18 protein-coding genes and 1 CRISPR repeat array are annotated in these 18,222 nt (G+C 65.7%); of the genes, 2 read left to right on the forward strand and 16 right to left on the reverse strand.

Annotated elements, in window-relative coordinates:
- Window positions 1-80: 80 nt before the first annotated feature.
- Together ACWENQ_RS40235 and ACWENQ_RS40240 are read right to left on the reverse strand one after the other, a co-directional pair.
- Window positions 81-686 (reverse strand): TetR family transcriptional regulator, encoded by a 606-nt coding sequence (locus ACWENQ_RS40235; protein WP_452418976.1) that lies wholly within the window; start codon window positions 684-686, stop codon window positions 81-83.
- Window positions 686-1,105 (reverse strand): hypothetical protein, encoded by a 420-nt coding sequence (locus ACWENQ_RS40240; RefSeq protein ID WP_452418977.1) that lies wholly within the window; start codon window positions 1,103-1,105, stop codon window positions 686-688. The genes ACWENQ_RS40235 and ACWENQ_RS40240 overlap by 1 nt, the downstream gene beginning before the upstream one ends.
- Before the next feature lie 833 nt (window positions 1,106-1,938).
- Between ACWENQ_RS40240 and ACWENQ_RS40245 the strand changes: the two genes are divergently transcribed.
- Window positions 1,939-2,190, forward strand: a complete 252-nt coding sequence (locus tag ACWENQ_RS40245) for a hypothetical protein (protein WP_452418979.1) — start codon at window positions 1,939-1,941, stop codon at window positions 2,188-2,190.
- 247 nt (window positions 2,191-2,437) lie between these two features.
- On the opposite strand, the gene ACWENQ_RS40250 is transcribed toward ACWENQ_RS40245, so the two are convergent.
- From ACWENQ_RS40250 to ACWENQ_RS40310, 13 genes are all read right to left on the reverse strand, one after another.
- Window positions 2,438-2,815, reverse strand: coding sequence for a hypothetical protein (locus ACWENQ_RS40250; RefSeq protein ID WP_449914743.1), 378 nt, complete (start codon window positions 2,813-2,815; stop codon window positions 2,438-2,440).
- Between the two features lie 37 nt (window positions 2,816-2,852).
- Window positions 2,853-3,110, reverse strand: coding sequence for a hypothetical protein (locus tag ACWENQ_RS40255; RefSeq protein ID WP_452418981.1), 258 nt, complete (start codon window positions 3,108-3,110; stop codon window positions 2,853-2,855).
- Between the two features lie 310 nt (window positions 3,111-3,420).
- On the reverse strand, window positions 3,421-3,936 hold the full coding sequence (locus ACWENQ_RS40260; RefSeq protein ID WP_452418982.1) for a PASTA domain-containing protein: 516 nt from the start codon (window positions 3,934-3,936) through the stop codon (window positions 3,421-3,423).
- A gap of 3,069 nt (window positions 3,937-7,005) precedes the next feature.
- On the reverse strand, window positions 7,006-7,701 hold the full coding sequence (cas6e, locus tag ACWENQ_RS40265; protein WP_452418983.1) for a type I-E CRISPR-associated protein Cas6/Cse3/CasE: 696 nt from the start codon (window positions 7,699-7,701) through the stop codon (window positions 7,006-7,008).
- The gene (gene cas5e / locus ACWENQ_RS40270; RefSeq protein WP_452418985.1) at window positions 7,692-8,450 is read right to left on the reverse strand and encodes a type I-E CRISPR-associated protein Cas5/CasD; all 759 of its coding nucleotides are present in this window, start codon (window positions 8,448-8,450) and stop codon (window positions 7,692-7,694) included. The genes cas6e and cas5e overlap by 10 nt, the downstream gene beginning before the upstream one ends.
- Before the next feature lie 6 nt (window positions 8,451-8,456).
- The gene (cas7e, locus tag ACWENQ_RS40275; RefSeq protein ID WP_452418987.1) at window positions 8,457-9,650 is read right to left on the reverse strand and encodes a type I-E CRISPR-associated protein Cas7/Cse4/CasC; all 1,194 of its coding nucleotides are present in this window, start codon (window positions 9,648-9,650) and stop codon (window positions 8,457-8,459) included.
- 16 nt (window positions 9,651-9,666) lie between these two features.
- Window positions 9,667-10,251 carry a type I-E CRISPR-associated protein Cse2/CasB gene (casB, locus tag ACWENQ_RS40280; RefSeq protein WP_452418989.1) on the reverse strand — a complete coding sequence of 195 codons (585 nt, stop codon included), beginning with the start codon at window positions 10,249-10,251 and terminating at the stop codon, window positions 9,667-9,669.
- On the reverse strand, window positions 10,248-11,822 hold the full coding sequence (gene casA, locus ACWENQ_RS40285) for a type I-E CRISPR-associated protein Cse1/CasA (protein ID WP_452418991.1): 1,575 nt from the start codon (window positions 11,820-11,822) through the stop codon (window positions 10,248-10,250). The genes casB and casA overlap by 4 nt, the downstream gene beginning before the upstream one ends.
- 21 nt (window positions 11,823-11,843) lie before the next feature.
- Window positions 11,844-12,251, reverse strand: a complete 408-nt coding sequence (locus ACWENQ_RS40290; protein ID WP_452418993.1) for a hypothetical protein — start codon at window positions 12,249-12,251, stop codon at window positions 11,844-11,846.
- Entirely contained in the window at window positions 12,238-14,718 is a 2,481-nt protein-coding gene (gene cas3 / locus ACWENQ_RS40295) for a CRISPR-associated helicase Cas3' (protein WP_452418994.1), read from the reverse strand. Before cas3 ends, ACWENQ_RS40290 begins: the two co-directional genes overlap by 14 nt.
- 983 nt (window positions 14,719-15,701) lie before the next feature.
- Window positions 15,702-16,218: a CRISPR direct-repeat array (repeat unit 30 nt; unit sequence GGTGCTCCCCACGCACGTGGGGGTGAACCG).
- Window positions 16,219-16,492: 274 nt separating this feature from the next.
- Window positions 16,493-16,810 carry a hypothetical protein gene (locus tag ACWENQ_RS40300; protein ID WP_452418996.1) on the reverse strand — a complete coding sequence of 106 codons (318 nt, stop codon included), beginning with the start codon at window positions 16,808-16,810 and terminating at the stop codon, window positions 16,493-16,495.
- A 121-nt stretch (window positions 16,811-16,931) separates the two neighbouring features.
- Window positions 16,932-17,141 (reverse strand): hypothetical protein, encoded by a 210-nt coding sequence (locus ACWENQ_RS40305; protein WP_449930611.1) that lies wholly within the window; start codon window positions 17,139-17,141, stop codon window positions 16,932-16,934.
- A 23-nt stretch (window positions 17,142-17,164) separates the two neighbouring features.
- Window positions 17,165-17,401 (reverse strand): hypothetical protein, encoded by a 237-nt coding sequence (locus tag ACWENQ_RS40310; protein WP_452418997.1) that lies wholly within the window; start codon window positions 17,399-17,401, stop codon window positions 17,165-17,167.
- Between the two features lie 90 nt (window positions 17,402-17,491).
- Here ACWENQ_RS40310 and ACWENQ_RS40315 point away from each other — a divergent pair, with 90 nt between their 5' ends.
- Window positions 17,492-17,779 carry a GntR family transcriptional regulator gene (locus ACWENQ_RS40315; protein ID WP_452418999.1) on the forward strand — a complete coding sequence of 96 codons (288 nt, stop codon included), beginning with the start codon at window positions 17,492-17,494 and terminating at the stop codon, window positions 17,777-17,779.
- 118 nt (window positions 17,780-17,897) lie between these two features.
- On the opposite strand, the gene ACWENQ_RS40320 is transcribed toward ACWENQ_RS40315, so the two are convergent.
- The gene (locus ACWENQ_RS40320) at window positions 17,898-18,221 is read right to left on the reverse strand and encodes a hypothetical protein (RefSeq protein ID WP_452419001.1); all 324 of its coding nucleotides are present in this window, start codon (window positions 18,219-18,221) and stop codon (window positions 17,898-17,900) included.
- Window position 18,222 lies beyond the last annotated feature (1 nt).

The raw sequence follows: 18,222 nt of genomic DNA on the forward strand, positions 1-18,222 counted from the left end.
CGAGACTCCACGCGGAGCGATCTTGTGGATCCGACGTCTCCAACCGGTCTGAAGCTTCGAAGTCCGTGCAGGCCGTAGCGCTAGCCGTGACGGGTGGGGTGTGCCACCGTGAAGCCCCTGTGCAGGGCTGACAGGCCCGTCTCGAACCAGGTGTCGTAGTAGCCGGCGTCGGCCTGCTGGGGGGCTTCGCGCCGACCGGGCGGTGTGCCGACCTGGGCCAGGGCGTGCCCCAGGGTGAAGACGGCCACCGACTGGAAGGCGAGCTGGACGTCCTCGAGGGAGGTCTCACCCAGGTCGACGGTCGCGAGGATCTGGCCGAGCAACTGCTCGCCGACCTCGGGACTGACCGGGTGGGTGGCGAGCAGCGGAACCGCGGCGGGGTGCGCGAGCAGGACCTGCCGGTAGTGGTGTCCGAAGTCCAGCAGGGCATCGGTCCAGGCGGTGGCCGCGGGCAGGCGCACGGCGGCCTGGGCGGCCAGGTGGTCGACGACGGCGGCGAGCATCGCCGCCTTGTTGGGCACGTGCCGGTACAGGGACATCGCCTCGACGCCGAGCCGTTCGCCGACCTTGCGCATGGACAGCGTTTCGAGACCGTCCGCGTCGATCACGGCCAGCGCGGCTGCGATGATCTTCTCCCTGCTCAGTACGGCAGGCCGCCCGCCTCGCGATTGCCCAGGAGCGCTCATCAGGCCAGCGTAGTGAAGGTCACGCTCACCAGCATGATCAGGCACAGCACGCCCACCACCATGTGCTGCACGTCGATGACCACGTCGCGGCCCTCGGTGGGCAGGATCTTCCAGGTGCGGGCGTATTCCCGCTGGTAGGCCTCGCGCTGGGCGGCGAAGCTGAACCCGAAGTACGGAAGCCACCAGCTCGTGACGTGGCCGATCATCGTCAGCACGCTGAGGACCAGCGCGACGGTGCCCGCGTTCAGCGCCACCGCGACGGCGATCGCGATGAAGATCGGGTAGTTGATCGCGGCCATGGCGAGCCGCTCCTTCACCGTCTGGGACTGCAGGTCATTGAACGGGAACATCGGGACCCATTCGGTCACGACCAGGTAGGCGACCAGGACGAGCGGGGTGACGAGGGCAAGGGCGTGCATGGCTGTGCCTCCAGTTTGTTTAGAACGTAAGCTTACGCTCTAAACAAACCGGCGCAAGTCTCATTGGATGGGAGTCAGGGCGGCGAGGGGTTCGGCGAAGAAGCTTGACGTCACCCGCGACTGAGCGAGCGCGCCGCACGGCCCGGGTGGCGGCACGACCAGGCGCCCGTCCTCCTTGTCCGGGAGCCGGGCACCTGGGAGATTACGTCACCTGGTCCGTGCCGGTGCGGCGGAAGTGGAACCGGCAAGGTGTGCCGCCCGGACCGATCGTGTGGGCACGCTCGAACCGAGAGTCGTTGAACGAACAGCGGCCAGGTCCGAGAGCGGCGCGGGCTACAAGCACAGAGCCGTGGGGGGAGACTCGCCCCGTCCCGATCCATCCTGAGCTGTGCGCCCTGCTGCGGGAGCACATCGAGAAGCTCGGGACCGGTCCCGTACGGGCGCATCTTCATCGGCCCACGCGGTGGGCTCATGACTGATCGCGCCTACCTCAAGGTGTTCCACGAGGCGCATGGATGTCCAGCACCGCCGCCCCACTGGCCGATGAGCCGGTGAGGCGGGGGAAAGCCCGCGCTGAACGCTGACCAGGGAAGGCGTAATACGTATCCCAGATGCCGGTGAAGTACTAGCGCTCCGCCCCGACCGTCGCTGCCGCCACCCCGGGTCCCGCTGTGGACGCCCTTGGTGACGACCTTGCCGGCCGAGGTCGCGGTGTACACCGGCCTGCCGGAGTCCCCGGGGCGCGTGCACTGCCCCTGCTGACACCGCGGACCGCGTTGCGGATGGTCCTGCCGTCGCCAGCGGGCATTCATCGCTGTCTGCAGAAGATCAGCATGACCCGCGCTCACGAGCCGGCCCGCCACCTGAGCATGGTGGCGGGCGGGGTCGGCGGCGCCGCCGCACCCGACTGGCGGCGCTTCGCGTTGTCCGGAAGTTCGATCAAGACAACGGCCCCCCGGGAAAATCGGGAGGGCCGTGATGTGTGCTTCCCAGCGCTCGTCCGGACCAGCGAACCGGCGCTGTGGATCGTCCTGACCGAGGCTGATGCCCTCCTCGGTGACCGGCGCGAGAAGCATCCCCCGTAACGGTGTTGTCCACTGCGGGAGCCGGGCCTTCTCGGAAGAATCCGGAGAACGACGGCCACATCCGAAGGGCACATCATCACGAGGGCGCAGTCCTCCACAGTGCTGACCTGGGACGACGCCTCACAAGAACGATCGACGCAATTGCCGGATCGAGCGCGGTGGCTGATCTGGTCAGCCCCGCACGCTACAGGTCAAGGCGCATGCTCAGACGTCAGGGCTGGAGACGCACGGCGTGCAACGGATCAATTCAGCCGCAGTAGGCGTTTCCGACGCCCTCCAGCGGGTTGCTGGAGCCGACCTGGCCGTAGAACTCGATGCACTTGCCCCTGGCGTACACGCTGACGGGGCCCGCGTAGTACTTGTAGTACTGGGCGTCGGTCTTCGACGCGCCGCCCTCGACCCCGAGGGTCACTCGGATGTACTGCGAGACGCCAGGCGTGTTGGTGTAGGTCATCGCGCAGTTGTAGCCGGTCGAGGAGTTGTAGTAGACGGCGATGTAGCCGCCCTTGATGGGCCAGTTGTCCAGGTGGGTGCCCGAGCAGGTGGCGGCCGACGCGGGGCTCGCCGTACCGACCAGAACGCCGGCGCCCAGAACGGCGGCGGCGGCGATGGTGCGCAGCTTCAAGGAGTCCTCCGAGATCGTTAAGTGATCGCGGAGGACTTTACCAAGGCTGTTCCTGTCTGATCGATCCGGCTGTCAGTCCGCCCACCACCTTGCGCTCGACCAGCGCGAACAGGATGATCACCGGGATGGCGGCGATCAGCTGGCCGGGCGGCGCCGCTTCACGTGACGGGCTGCAGCCAAGCGGCATCGCGAACCCGTGCACGACGGGCAAGGCCGCACCACCGGCGTCGACGACCATCGCGCCCCTGAAACTGGAGGTGCTGACCGACCGGCTGGTACCGCCGATGAAGCGCAACCCCGGCACCTGCCCGTCACCTGGCAGGAAAGTCGTCGCCGAGTGGGCAGGGCACAGCGTAGACGTCCTCTCGCGCGTCTACGCCAAGTGCATCCATGGCCAGGAAACGGCGGCAATGAAACGCATCTGGGATGCGACTCGGTGCTGAGTCTCCGGGGGGAACAGACAGGAACGATCGACCGAGGAAGTCGGTGCGAACTGGTGCAAACAAGAGAAGCCCTCACCGCGTTTCCGCTGCTGAGGGGCCTCTGCTCACTGGTGTGGCAGGCGCAGGGTTGGAACCGCCGGTCGAAGCCTCAGAAGGCCAGGACTAGCGCGGCTCACAGACCCGCCCGTCACCGTCGCGGTCCTGATACCAGTCGTACTCGTCGTCAACACCTTGTTGGTAGGGGCCGAGACCGTGGGCGTTGGCTTCACCACATGTGCGGTACCTCGGGTCGGTGTCGTCCACCGGCTGTGTAGGAGGTTCCGAGGACGGCTCTTGTTTCTTTGGCTCCTCCCTGGGTTGGTCGTCCTGGGCAGGCGCCTCTTGTGCCGCCGCCTCCTTCGAAGGTTCTGACCGCTCGGTTGGCGTGAACCGGTCGAGCTTCAAGGTGACCGTGTCGGCGGCGGTGACCGTTGTACCGGGAGTGGGGGCCTGGCCCACGACCTGCCAGAGGCTGGCCATCAGAACCGCCTTCCCGTTCACCGCTTCAAGGTTGACGTCCCTGACACCCGCCTCGCGCAGACGGTCCCTGGCTGTCCTCCCATCCAGCCCGCGCACGTCGGGCACGATGATGTTAGGCGCCGACGACTCGGGAACCGCCTTGGGGGATTCGCTTTCCACCACGAGCCCCGGCGAGACGACAAAGACGTTGATGGGACGCCCAGCGGTTGCTTGCTCGAAGTCGGCACGGCCACGCTGCTGATGGCAGCACCCACGGCGGCCAGGATCGTGCAGCCGCCCATGAGGGAGCCCACCACGATCAACACGATCAGCAGCGCAGAGGGTTTCCGACGGCGCGGTGGTGGAGGTGGCGGCCACGGCGGGCGGGCAGGCGGATAGCTCACAGGAACTCCTCGCCCCCGAGGTCGACATCTGCCCCGACAACGTATGTCGCTGCTGTTGGCGTGTCTGCCGCTTGCCGTATCGGTTCCGTCACAGGAAGCAAACCGCGGCGTCTACCGACATCTATTTGGCGCGCAACACCACGCACCGATCCCGCACTCAAAGCGAACACGCACGCCTCGGCATTGCAACTTGACGGCCGTGAGCTGCGCGCGGTCCGCCTGGCCATCGCCTTACCCGCCTACATCTTCAGCGCAGGGTTCTCCCACCGGCCCGCGGCTCGGTAGGGCCCGAGCTCGCCAGCGGTCCGTGCCGACCTGCAACACCGTCCTACGCGACTACACCTGCAATCAGTAACGACTGTCGAGGGCTTCAACGAGTCTTCGGAGCTCGCGCGCCTTTCGTCGGGACATCGACAGCATTACCGCTTCGAGGTACTCGCGGGCTTGCCAGGGGTCTCCGCAACAGGCCCATTCCGTGCAGTCCCCGTTCTCGTAGTCCCACAGCCGTCGGTTCGGCTGGTGAACGAAGCTCCTCCAGCGCACCATGGCCGACCCAATCGAGCCTGGCCGCAGGTACTTCTTCTGACGTTCTATCCGTCGAACTTCTGCGAGTGTGGCCGAGGACAGGCCGTGGATGGTCGTGTTGTCGTCTTGCGTCCGAGGCCGGCGCGGGAGTTCGGCACGGACGCGGCCAGGCCGGTTACGCGGCATCTGCCTTTCTGATGATCGTCATGCTGGTCATCTTCCCGCCGCGGGCGCTTCGCGACCAGACCCGCCCGCCCCCCGGCCCTGACGAACTGCTGCCGCCTCCGCTTTTCATCGGCCCGCGCGGTGGGCTCATGACCGACCGCGCATGTCTCAAGTGGCACGAGGCGGCGAGAGAAGGCGTGGAACAAAGCGGAGTCAGATCGCCCTCCTGCGGCTGTCTCCTCGTGGCTCAACGCCCGGCGTTCCGGCGCCGCAGGTCGCCGAGTGGGCAGGGCACAGCATAGACGTCCTCTTGCGCGTCTACGGCAAGTGCATCCATGGCCAGGAAACGGCGGCAATGGAACGCATCTGGGATGCGACTCGGCGCTGATTCCCCGAGGGAACAGATAGGGAACGATCAACCGTAGAGAGCCGTAGAAGTCCGTAACCGGCCGGAGTGAACAGAAGAGGCCCGTCACCGCGTTTCCGCTGGTGACGGGCCTCTTTGTACTGCTGTGGCAGGTCCAGGGTTCGAACCTGGGTAGGCTAAGCCGACGGATTTACAGTCCTGCTGCAGCAGTGGATTGACCTGCACGTTCTTCTCACTTCCGCTGTCCTTGGCCGTGGATTTGCCGTGTGTGGACCCTCGGTCGCCCCGGATAGTGATCGCCGTCCGAGGCGGCTATGAAGTATTTCTACGTGGCGACAGGACCACGCGGGGACGGCGGCCACCAACCTCCGCGTCGCTAACGTCGGCCTGGCCGCCGAACAGGCCGCCGTCCGTGCCGAGAACGAGCGCCGCGCGGACCTGGTCGCGAACGCCCGCGAGTTGGACAAGGGCGTCCGCGACGAGCACGCCAGCCACTGCGCGCTTCCTGATTGGAACGCCGAACGGGAGCACGACCGTGCCCCGGCCGGAGCCGCCGCACCTCTCGCCACCGTGACCGCGACGAGCCGTACCGGCCGTCCGCTCACGACCGCGACACGGGCCGAGGTCTGGGCTGCTGACCGCCGCGTCGGCTCGCCGAATCGGGCGCGACAGACGCGAGCAACGACCGGGCAGCAGTCGGAGGCGTGCTCACCCCGCGTGCGTGGGGACGACCGACAGTAAATTACGGCCACGTGGCTGCGCTACGGCTCACCCCCACGTGAGTGGGGAGGACACCGCGTTCCGGTTGCCCTTCGGCGCGCCGCCCGGCTCACCCCCACGTGCGTGGAGACGACGCCCACGTCTGCTGGCCGCAGATGCCGTCGACCGACTCACCCCCACGTGCGTGGGACAACGGGTTTACGACACGTACCGGCGGGCGAGCGCCGGCTCACCCCCCACGTGCGTGGGGACGACGCGGATAGAAGGTGTGGCCTACGGCCACGCGCAGGCTCACCCCCACGTGCGCAGGGACGACCGGAACATCCCGATCATTTCCCGGTAGGTGGCCGGCTCACCCCCACGTGCGTGGGGACGACGCAAGCACGAGCTGGACCTGCGGCACTGGCACGGCTCACCCCCACGTACGTGGGACGACTAGGCGGCCACAGTCAAGATCGCTGTAATGGTGGGCTCACCCCCACGTGCGTGGGGACGACGGCCGGATCCTCGACACCTCAGCGATCGTAGACGGCTCACCCCCACGTGCGGGGACGACCACCGGGACGACAACGACCGCCGCTGCAACACCGGCTCACCCCCACGTGTGTGGGGACGACCTGCGTGCCTGAGCCCGGCTGCGGCAGCGGCAACGGTTCACCCCCACGTGCGTGGGGAGGAGGCTTCGCGACCTGCGATTTACGTCGGCCAGATTTACTGCTGAGATCGCTCGCAGACAGCACCCACTCGCTCGAAAGATCGCGCTCACCGTGTCGATCTGTCGCACGGACGTCAACGACCTCATAGTGGCCGAACTGGTCGATGGTGACTTGTGAAGTTGTCAAGAGTCTGGCCGCCCGTAGTCGCGAGCGGGAGAGGTTAGGCTTTGAGTCGGTAGGAAGGGCATCCACAGGATGCGCGGATTGGCGACACTCGACCGACGCTCACCTTCGTACGGATAGAAATTGACTTCCGCGATGCAGATCTCTTCCTGGGAGAGTCCCTGTGGGCGTGGGATGGACTCGGGGTGCATGCCGGGTTCATGGAGCGACCGAGACATATCCTGCTTGATCAAATCTTTGGTGGGGCGAGGCTGATGAGGCCACAGCCGTAGGCTTTGGCGCGGCCGATGCCTTCGTGGACAACTGTGGCGAATTGGGTTGGGTTCGTGATGATGAGGTGGCCGTCATAGCGGACGTGATCGATAGTGATGGGGGCATCGGTTCTGGCTCTTCCATGGGTGCGGAAGGGCGGATAGGGGGCGACGTCGGGTTGTCCGTTGCGGCCTGCGGGGATGACGAAGCCATGTCGCTCACCTTGCCGCACAAGCCAGTCGATCTGGCTTTGCGGGGTGTGGAGCGTGACGCGGCGGGGCTGACGACGTTTGCCGGCTTCGGCGCGTTGCAGTTGTTCTTTGTCGGTGCGGGGGACGGCGCGGGTGGGGTTGGCGACCAGGCGGAAGGCGAATTTGCGGCCACCCGTGATGGCCTCAAGGAGTGGTTGGAGGTCGCGCACCTGGTGGCGTTGGGTGAGGTAGTGCTCGGGCAATGATGACCAGTCCGGTTCGGTCTGGCTTTGGACATACAGCAGGAAGCCGCGGTCGTGGATATCCAGACGCCAGAGCACTCCGTGGGCTTGCCGGGCGGCGATGTCGCCGTTTAGGTCGGGGAAGGCGGACATCACGGTGCGGTGCATCTGATGGATGTCGGCGTAATCGCGCCGAAAGTGCCGCGAGGTGGGGTCGATGCTGAGTTTGCTCAGGAACATGGCTCTCCTGCCGCGATCAGTTCCGCCGTGAGAGGTACGTGGCTGCTGAGCACGGTCCGGATGGTGAATCGTCGATCATCGCGGGCTAGCGAGACGGGTTGATCCCTGCGTGGTTGGGCGCCTGCGGTGGAGGGCGCGCATTCCACCATGGTGCGGAGCGTGCTGGTCTCGCCTTTATCGATTGCGGCCAGTTCGCGTTGGTGCGCGGTGGGGCGGGTTTCCAGCCATGGGTGCTCTTCAAGAACCGTCTGCAAGGGTTTCTCCTGGAGACCAGTTCCGGTTCGCAGGCCATCGTCACCCCCGTTTGCGCTGTGCAGGAGGGGGCGCGCGGGGACAAAGGGCTTGCGGCCGAAGCACAGCTGCCAATGCGGGTGCCGGATGGCCTCGGCCGCCCGACTGAGCAGGGCATTGTCGTCAGCTTCGAGGACGACGAGGAACAAGGCGTCGGCCAGGTAGTAGCGCTGGCTGATAACGGTGCGGTGGCCAGTGCCAGCAGTGGTGGGCACATTCTGCGCAGTGTGATAGTCGCGTTCCAGGATGCCTTCCCTGTCCACGCGCACACCCATCCGCAGCCGAGCGAGCTGACTTAGGCGTTCGGTGTCATGACGGGGGATGCCGAGGGCCGCGCCGAGCAGCCCAACGATGCCGGATTTCGTAGGCTCGGTGGTGGTCTCGCGGACCGTAAAGCGTGACTGGATACCCCAGGACTGCATGGGAGCGTCCAAGCACAGGGCCAGACTGAATGTCATCGCGAGTCAGACCTTCGCCGCGGCGAAGATTCTGCTAGAGAACTCCACCAAGGTCGGTGCGGTTTCGGCCGGAGGCAACCCGGTCAGGGGTGTGGTGACGGAGGCGGCGTTGAGCGAGGTGATGTCGCCGTTTCCGTAGAAGTGGCGCAATTGTTGCAGGTGTTCGATGAGGCGCTGGGTGGAGGTGGCCATCAGGTCAGTCCCGGCGACCGGTCGCAGGAAGGCGTTGGCCAGGTTCCAGGCGCCGCGTTGGCGGACTACGCCGATGAGGGTGTCGGGCAGTGTGAGGGCGGCCATGGAATTCTGCTTGCCGGTGGGCACGGCATGGATGAATGCATAGAGCCAACTGCGCGCGGTGCGGGCGGCCAAGTCGTTGTCGCCGCCGAGGTTGGTGGCGAGCTGGTCTAGGTCGAGGTTGACGTAACGGTAGTAGCAGGCACTGTTGAAGTCGACGGTGCCGATCATGTCCGCGCCGGACTGATCGTTCGGCTTGAGGTCGTCGACAGCGGTGTAGTAGTCGAAGTCGTTGACCACTGCGTGGGTGGACAGGGCGTGGGCGACCTGGCAGGCGGCTTCCACGCTGAAGTCCTTGTTGTCCGCGATCATGCGGCCGAACAGGGCCACGTCCGCTGCCTTGCTTGCATCCAGGATGCGTCGGGCCTCGACCAGGTCTGCCTTGGTGGGCTTGATCTTTTTGGCCTTACCGCCGTTATCGGCCTCGGCGACCGTGTCGTCGCTCTTCTTGGCGCGCTTGTCGGCGGCTGCCTTGGCCGCGGCGGCTTTGGCCCCTGCGGCGGCGTGGAGTCGATCCCATTCCCGCTGACAGAAGTCGGCCAGTAGCTCGACGGCTTGGCGGCCGACGAACAGCAGATATTGGGTCAGGCGGGTGTTGGCATCCACGCCGAACCCGAGCGCTTCCAGGCCAGCGGTCACCACGGCGGGAGTAACGTCGGGGTCACGGCCATGCTGCTTGATCAGGATATCGGCGGCATTTTCCAGCAACCGCTTGGTGCGTACGCCAGTCTCTTGCTGGTCCAGTCCATAGTCACTGAACAGCTGGCGGGCGGCGCGCTTGAGGCTTTGACTGGAGATCCTGCCACGTGTGACGCCGCCGAACGTGGCGGTCTTGGGCTGCCCGGCATCGTCGCGGTTGAGGTTGCTGACGGGGAAGGACTGCAGCAGGTGAAGCTCGATGATCATAGGTTCTCCTGGCCTGTCAGACGGTGGGGGTGGACGATCGCGGGCGGTGGAAGTCACGAGCCCAGTTCAGGCGGACGCGATGGACACGTTCGGGATCAGCCCATCTATCCATCAGCGTGATCACATCCTCCAGCAGGCGGTAATAGTCCAGCGCGATGTTCGCCGTGGCGAGCAGGCGGATGGCCTGGCGCAGGTAGTACGGCAGAGACGGCTGATCGACCGCTAGCAGTTGGAGGAAACGGCGCTCGGCCGAGGGACGCTCGTCGGCCAGCGCCCGCATCGACCTGCCCAGCGAGCCGGACTGCCTCGCATTGGGACCTGGACGCGGCTGTGGGTGCAACGCGAACAGTCCCGCCAGCAAGATCCAAGCCTGCTGCTCGGCCTGCGGCGGGTCGAACGGGAAGACTGTGGCGTAGGCTTCGGCCTCGGCCCGTGGCCCGGTTAGAGACCGGCGCAACTGCGCCAGCGCGCGCCGCGCTTCGGATACTTGGTAGGCGTTGGGGGATTCGAGCTTGCCATGTAGGCCGTACAGGTGAGCGATGAACCGGCCGCGCCGCTGTCGGACCTCATCGCGCTCCTGGGGAGGGACCGGACTGCTCACGAAAGGGCCTCCTTGCTGCTGAACTGCTTGGCCTGAGCGCTGAACACGTCAATGTGGCGGTGCAGTTTGCCGGTGAATCGGCCGAACACTCGCCCCACCTGGGACAAAGCTCGCCCAGTGCGAGGCGAGCCGTAGGCCCACCGATCGGCGGTGACGGTGGCTGCCTTGCGTACCTCCTCGGCCCAACCGTCGACGGCCGGGGTCTCTGAGTCGCCCCGTCGGAGGGCTTGCGCCAACGTGCGCAGGAAAGCATCGAAGGGCCGCGGCAGGCGAGCCCAATAGGCCAGATCGATGCCGGCGGTGCGATCAACGCTCATCGCGGTGGCGTAGTCCTTTTCCATGTCCCGTAGGGCCTCGGCCACCTGATCGGCAAGGTCGACAGCATGGCCGATGATCGGACCGGCGGACTGATACCGAGCCCGCAGCAGCGCCACGGGGGTTGCGACCGCCTCCTCCGCCCATGACTGCACAACCGCAGCCTGGGATCCGAGCCGCTGACCGAACACGCGCAGGGTATAGACGGTGTCGTCGCCGATAATGCCGCCGTCCACCAGTTCGGCGATGTGCTCCAGGGCTCGGGGGCGGCGCCGCTGCTGTTCATCGCCAGCCAACAGCAGTGTTTCGGTATGCCGCCACACGCCGCGGCGCTCATCCAGCCGGACCGGCTGAAATGGCTGGAGTTTCTTCTGCCCAGGTTTGCGGGGCGGGCGTCGAAAGGCCGACATCAGTTCCACCTCGGAGAGGTCCTCACGCAGCTCGCTGCCTGGTGCGATCACCACCTTCGCAACCATCTGTCCCTGCTCGGTCTGCTGGGGCCTGAGCAGGATGCGGCGTGCAGGCCAGGTCAGTAGATCGGTCCAGCCGAGTGAGGACCTCTTGTCCGGCTCCGGGTTGGGGAATGTGTCGCACTCCCATGCCGGCCGATCCTGGTTGCTGGTGGCAATGGGCTGCTCCCATTCCGGGCGGTAGATCGGCATGTTCAGCAGCAGCGTCTCCAGCAGTGTGGCGCCCTCGACGATTACCACGCCGAAATGGTTCGCCAATCCGCGCTTGGAGGATTTGACGCTCCGATAGGGCGTCTTGGTCCCGCCAGGGTCGTAGCCCTGCACTGTCACCAGCCAGCGGGCCGCCAGGTCTGGCTCTAGCAGCACCTCATCGGTAGAGGTGGTGTGGTCGAACAAGGTGACGTTGCTGCCGGCAGCCCGCTCCAGTACCAGCTTGGCCGCGCTCGTGGGCGTACACGTTTTTAGCGGGGGGCACTGCAGGAAGGGCCGTTCGGGGTGAAACAAGTCGAAACGATTCCCGTACGTGGTCAGGTATTCGTCGAGCGGTCCAGGAGGGAAGCCGTCCTGCCACAGCTTGGCCCACGCCGCGCCGTCGGCGGGACCGTATACACGATGCGCTAACGCCAGGACCAGCCGATAAAGCGCCGCGGTCATGGTGGGAGTTTCGGCGGCAACGCGGCGCAGTTGCCGCGCATTCATCAACAAGGCCCGCAGTCCAATAGGCTGGACCGAACCTTCGCGCCGCTCGACTGGCAGCCAAAGCTCCTCCATCAGATCAAACACCATCGGTGCGCCTCCAGAGATGGGTCAGGCTCGGCCAGTTTGCTGCCCGTGCCGGGCAGCAGGATCTTCCTGCTCGTCGAGCAGAATGCCGAACCGGCGGGAGTAACGCAGGCGATATCCGCCAATCACACACCGGTCCCGGGTGAACACCAGCGGCCGATACCGGCTCAGCCAAGAGTGGTCGGCGAAAGCGGCCGGGACCGGCTGCCGCTCGATCACGTCGATAAGCCCGTAGGGCACCTCCGGAGCGTTCAGGCGTGCCCGAGAGTCCAGCAGCTGCCCGACGACGTCGAGAGAAAGGGGCGGCTCGCTTGTGGTCAGCTCGATGGGAGTGTGGCCTTCAGTAGGCAGCAGACCGCCAGACGTGGCATGCAGCACGACCACCTCGGCGATCACCTGGACGAGCTCCAGGGAAGCGTCATGCTCGCTCATTCCGCCCGCTCTCTCCGCGCGTCCTGCCTGCGTAGGTAGCCAATGCGGTCAAGTCCTTCAGCGAACGGCCGACGGCAGGGGGTGGTACATAGATGATCCGCACATCGGCGGATGCATTGTCCTTCTTGCGGGTCAGTTGCTCATCGGCCGTCTCGGTGTCCTTCCACCCCTGCGGGTACTCCACTGGTGTCTCGCCATACACCTGCTCGATCAGCTCCGGAACCTGTGCTGGGGACTGGATGCTGGTCCTGTCTTTAAGCACCGCCCAGGTGCGCCAGGTGAGCGTCCGCGGGTAGACCGAGCCGGTGTAGGGCGGGAGCACCGGCCCTTGCATCGTGTCCTGAACACCGGCGATCACCATAGAGAGCTCTGACAGATGAGGGAACCGTCGGTGGACCGTTCCGTGTCGTTGCACTCGCCCCATTCGCTGGATCAAGCTGTCGATCGGCGCCAAGTCGCTCACCAAGGCATCGAAGTCCAGATCCAGGCTGGACTCCAGTACTTGTGTCCCCACCACGATGGCTCGTGTTGGGCGATGCGAATTGCTGGCCTCGGTCTTGTTGGGTGGGCCGAACAACTCGCGCAGCTCCTCCTCAACCTCGTAGCGCGCCTTGTCGGACATCTGGCCCGTGATGGAGAACAGATGGGGCCGCTGTCCTTCAGGAAGGTTCTGGATCGCTTCCTCGAGCTTGGTGTGCGTGTGCTCGACGCGGCGAACCAAGTTGTGCACAACGGCCAGGCATCCGCCGTCGCGAACCGTTCTCAGCAGCCAGTCGACAAGCTCGTCGTCAGATACGAAGGAGAGCCGCATCCGCCGGTCGGCGTTCAGGCCACTGGCCCGAGCCGGCACTACAGCGACGTCCTCGGCCGTGGCGCAGGTGACACGGGGATAGACGAGCTCGGTCGTACGCGCGCTGACGTCCTGGCGAGCTCGGCCGAGCCCTTCGCGCCATCTGGAAATCAGCTGTGTTCGACGATGTGCGGGTAAGGTCGCCGACAACAAGATCACCGATACGCCCATAAAGCCCAGCCATTGCAGCACCCGATCCAGCAATGTCGAGGTATAGGTGTCGAACGCGTGCACCTCATCGATCACCACGACCTTGCCGGACAGCCCGACCAAGCGCACGAAGACATGCTTGGACCGGATCCCAGCCATCAACATCTGGTCCCACGTGCCGGCGCCTAGCGCTGCCAGCAGTCCTTTGTTGTGGGTGAACCATTCCCGTGCGTCTATCTGAGCGGAGGAGTCCGAATCTTCCCCTACACCCACCGGTCGCACCGCACCTTCGTCGCGCGTCGCGAGGGCCTCGGCGGCCAAGAACTCGCCCGCGCTGCCGTGCAACAGCCGCACCGCCAGACCTGGCTGGTGAAGTTCGAGCATGCTCTTGATCTCACGGTAGGCCTGATTGCCTGTCGCCTTCGTGGGGGTCGCGAAGAACAGCCCCTGCTCTTGGCCGGACTCTCGGGCCGCGCGAACTGTACGTGCCGCAGCCTGTAGCGCCGCCTTCGTCTTTCCCTCACCGGTAGGCGCCTCCACCACAAGGAGCGTGGGCTCATCGAACCTGTCCCCCAGCGCCTCCACCACGGCCTGCACAGGGCGCGGTGTGGCCTTGAACAGACCGGCGAAGCTGACGTCTGCGGGCACCTGCCATGCGGTCCAGTTGAGCCGATCAACGGCTTGGCGGGCTTGCCGTCGTGTGGTTACGACGTATTCGCTGAGATCTACAGAGGCTCCTGCGTAGGGGAAATTCGTGGTGTCGGAGGCGATCCAATCGCTCACCGACGTCAGACCGGACAGCGCGACGACGACCCGCAGGTCGACCTGAAATTCGGCCCAGGCCGCAGGCTCCGGTAGCTGTAGTCCACGCAAACGGAGGAGCTCGTCAACCATTTCGGCACACCAGTGAGCCCACAGCGGACCGCCGTGATCGCGATGTTTCTTACGAGCCTCGTTGACTGTCGCAGCTCGAGGAATGAAGCCATGATGCCCGCCAAGGGCATAGGCGATCTCTCCGGCAGCGTGACGGGTGGCGCCCCATTGGAGCATGATCCGTTCCATGTGGATGACGGTGAGTACGCCGTGCGGGACGTCCACACGCTGGCCCAATAGTTTCGGGTCAGGCATCTTCCGGAGTTCGCTGGCCGCTGGCTCACCCATCAATGCGACTGCGAGGTCACGACGCAACGCTTGAAAGGCCGGAGAGAGTTTACCTAGGTCATGCAGGCCGGCCAGAAAGGCGAGCCAAGCACCTGCACCGCCAATCGGCGCGAACGCCGAGCGGAGCTCGTTGCGCAGCCATGGGCTGAACATCTTCTCAATGAGCAACTCTGCCACCGCCATAGTGTCGAGGGCATGGCAGATCAACGGGTGGGTATTTTCTTCGCTGCCCGCTTTGCCCCATGGTGCCCGTAAATCGAGTCGGTCCGTTGGTTCAAGCCAAGTCGACGCGGTCTCGTTGGCCAACGAGCGCCTCCTGAGAAGTCTCGGAAGATCGCATCATATTGTTGATCGTCAATGGCATGCGATCCCAATGTAGAGTCATGCTGACATTTCTCGGCGAACAGGCGAACGTGAAGGTTTGTCGCGAACGGAAGCGCTCGTCTCAGCTGTGGATGCTGCTTGAAAATTGTCCATCGGCACCGTGCAGCTGCAGGTCGCGAAGTGTGCTCCCCGCGCCCGTGGGGGCAAACCCGCTGAGCGGCAGATCAACGCCGACCCCGACACGTGCTCCCCACGCCCGTGGGGGCGAACCTTCACTCGGACGCAAGATCGCAGCGAAGCGGCGCGCTCCCCACGTCCGTGGGGGTGAACCGATCACAGCGGGGACGATCGGTGCCGATCTGATCTGCTCCCCACGGATCTGGGGGTGAACCGGACATCTATTCGTCCATGGCCGGACCCCGTGCTTCCCACGGACGTGGGGGTGAACCGCACGTCGACCACCCGGCGATGGTGTCGTCAGCGTGCTCCCCACGGACGTGGGGGTGAACCGATCGACACGCCGGACTTGAACAGCCGCTTCGTGTGCTCCCCACGGACGTGGGGGTGAACCGTACGTGGCCAACGGCGCTGCCTGCTCGCTGAAGTGCTCCCCACGGACGTGGGGTGAACCGGCGTACGCCGAGCTGGAGGCCGAGATAGGGGAGTGCTTCCCACGCCCTGGGGTGAACCGAACTACAACATTGGTGTCACGGCCGCGCCGACGTGCTCCCCACGCACGTGGGGGTGAACCACACTCCGGCCAGGGGGACAACTGCGTGGAGATGTGCTCTCCACGCACGTGGGGGTGAACCGACGTCATACGCCTTATCCATGAAGTCAGAGACGTGCTCCCCACGCACGTGGGGGTGAGCCGATGTTGTTGTTGTCCATGCCCCGGTCGTCGCCGTGCTTCCCACGCACGTGGGGTGAACCGAGAGCGGGACCGCCTACCCCGGCGCCTGTCCGGTGCTCCCCACGCACGTGGGGGTGAACCGCCCCGCATCGCCAGGTCGACCGTGTCGAGATGGTGCTCCCCACGCACGTGGGGGTGAACCGGTCGAGGTGTACGAGGTGACGTGCGGCGAGCGGTGCTCCCCACGCACGTGGGGGTGAACCGCTCGCCAACCCCATCGGCCCGCGCACCTGCCGTGCTCTCCACGCAAGTGGGGGTGAACCGTCGGCTCCCGACTGCTGCTCTGCAGGGCTCAGGTGCTCCCCACGCACGTGGGGGTGAACCGTCGATGGACAGGCTCTTGATCACGCCGAGATAGTGCTCCCCACGCACGTGGGGGTGAACCGCGCATCAAGCTTCACGTGGACCATGAGGTGAGGTGCTCCCCGCGCACGTGGGGGTGAACCGTCCGTTGCGCTGATCTGCGCGCCGACCAGGGTGTGCTCCCCACGTACATGGGGGTGAACCGGAGGGCTTGGCCTGCCCGTACTGGCTGCGCAGGTGCTCCCCACGCACGCGGGGGTGAACCGGCGCGCATCTCCTGCTTGGCGGCCTTCAGCTCGTGCTCCCCACGCACATGGGGTGAACCTCGTGCTTGTGCAGCGGGACGACGTTCGCGTCAGCGCTCCCCACGCACGTGAGGGTGAACCGAAGCCCATCACCTCAGCCGGCGGAGCTCGAATAGTCTGCCAACCGAAACCTCGCCGAATCTGCACAATCCGCAGAATGGCCCTGGTGAGGCTTTGGACAGGTCAGTGGAGTCGGAGCCCGTCGCCAAGGTGTTGTCCGCAGAATCCAGCAGAACTACGCAGATTCGGCGGGCTGCTGCCCGCGACGGGCCGCGCGGACGAGCTGCCCAGCTCGGGCCTTGGACAGCCCGAGCTGGGCGGCGAGCTCCGACACCGAGAAAGACTCTGCCGCCTGGATGCGCAGCGCGGCCTCGGCTCTCACTAGGGCGGCGTCATCGGCCATTTCGCGTACCTGCTCGGCCAGGCGAGTGGCGATCAGATAGGCCGCGTGCAGGTCGGGTTCGGCCCGCATCTGCCGCACTGCCTCCTGATATGCGCGTCTGAGCGCGAACAGAGCAGCGTCCAGGCCCGTGATGTCGGAAGGTTCCTCCACGAGTGCTCCCTGATCAACCGTTGGCGGGACAACTGCGGGTGGTGGGCGCGGCGGCGAGTCGCGACACGGGCCGTCCTTTGGGATGGGCGTGGGCAGGACGGGGCGCTCGCCGCCGCGCCGCTCAGGGGTGTCTCGCGCGAGCGATGCGGCCGGCGCACTCTTTGCAGACGGAATCGCCGACGCGCCAGGTGAACAGTTGGCCGAAGCGGTTGCCCACCCTGGCGGTGCGTCCGCACACGGCGGTCACGGCCTGCGAGACGGTGGTGTCGGCCTGGCGCTCGACGAGACACCAAGGTCCGATACCGCTGATGACCAGCGCGAAGCGCTCCATGAAGTCGTCAGATGTGGTCCACATCAGGACACTTCGCCGTTCGCGCTGGCAAGGAGGACGACGAGCCCGAGAGGGCTGTAGTGGTGGATCGTCCGCTTGCAGGTGCAGCCGGGCTCCCAACATGCCCCGGTGGCCCACCAGATGCCCTCGGATCGTTCGATGAGCCAGTCTGGATACGCCTTCTGGATCGACTGAGCGAATGCCTCGGCCTGCCCCTGATTCAGGTCGAGAGTGATGCGCGAGAAACCTGGCACTCTCATGCGCTCAGGATAACGCGGTATAGAGCGGTATGCAGCAGCATGCCGCTACCTATGTGTATGTGCAGCTCAGGGCCGTTCTAGGTTGCTGTTATGGCAGAAGAGCACGGCATCCCGCCGTTCGACCCTGAGGGTGCGGTCTACGTCTACGCGGCGATGGCCGATCACATCGCCGCCCGCATCGAGGCGGGCGAGCTGCGCGTGAATGCCCGTCTCGCGGGAGAGCGTGCCTTGGCCGAGGAGTACGGGGTCGCGCTCGGTACGGCTCGCCGTGCGATCGAGGAGCTGCGTCAACGTGGTCTGGTCGTGACCCTGCCGGCCAAGGGGACCTTCGTGGCCGCGCCTCAGCCTGCGAGTGATGGCGCAGCGGACGCGATCTGATTCTGCGGAGTTCTGCGTGATTGCGCTGAGCGCGGGCGACGCCTGACTGAAAGCCGTAAGCCCCCAGAAGATCGCTCCTCTGGAGGCTTACTGCGGATTGTGCGACGACGTTCCCGTGTCACATCTCGTCGTTGCGGACCTCTGCGGCCAGCGTGACGGTCACGCCCGTCGCCTGATCCACCGCAGAGGCGTGGAGGCGAATGCCGTAGTCCTGCTTGATGCCGTTCGGCCATGCCTCCGCTCCGAGGGCTGACCGCCAGGCCTCGAAGTCGTCCTGTCGTTGAATCGGGTCGACCGCCTCGCAGTGCCCGGCGAGTATCGGTTCGGACTGGGCGCTCGCCACGGTCCAGGCGATGACCGGCAAGTCCTCGCGGGCGGCCCGCTCCAGGAGTACGCCCAGCAGTTCGTACGCCCGACGCTGATGCTCGGAGTGTTCAGCCATG

It is taken from the genome of Nonomuraea sp. NPDC004354 (genome assembly GCF_053602555.1).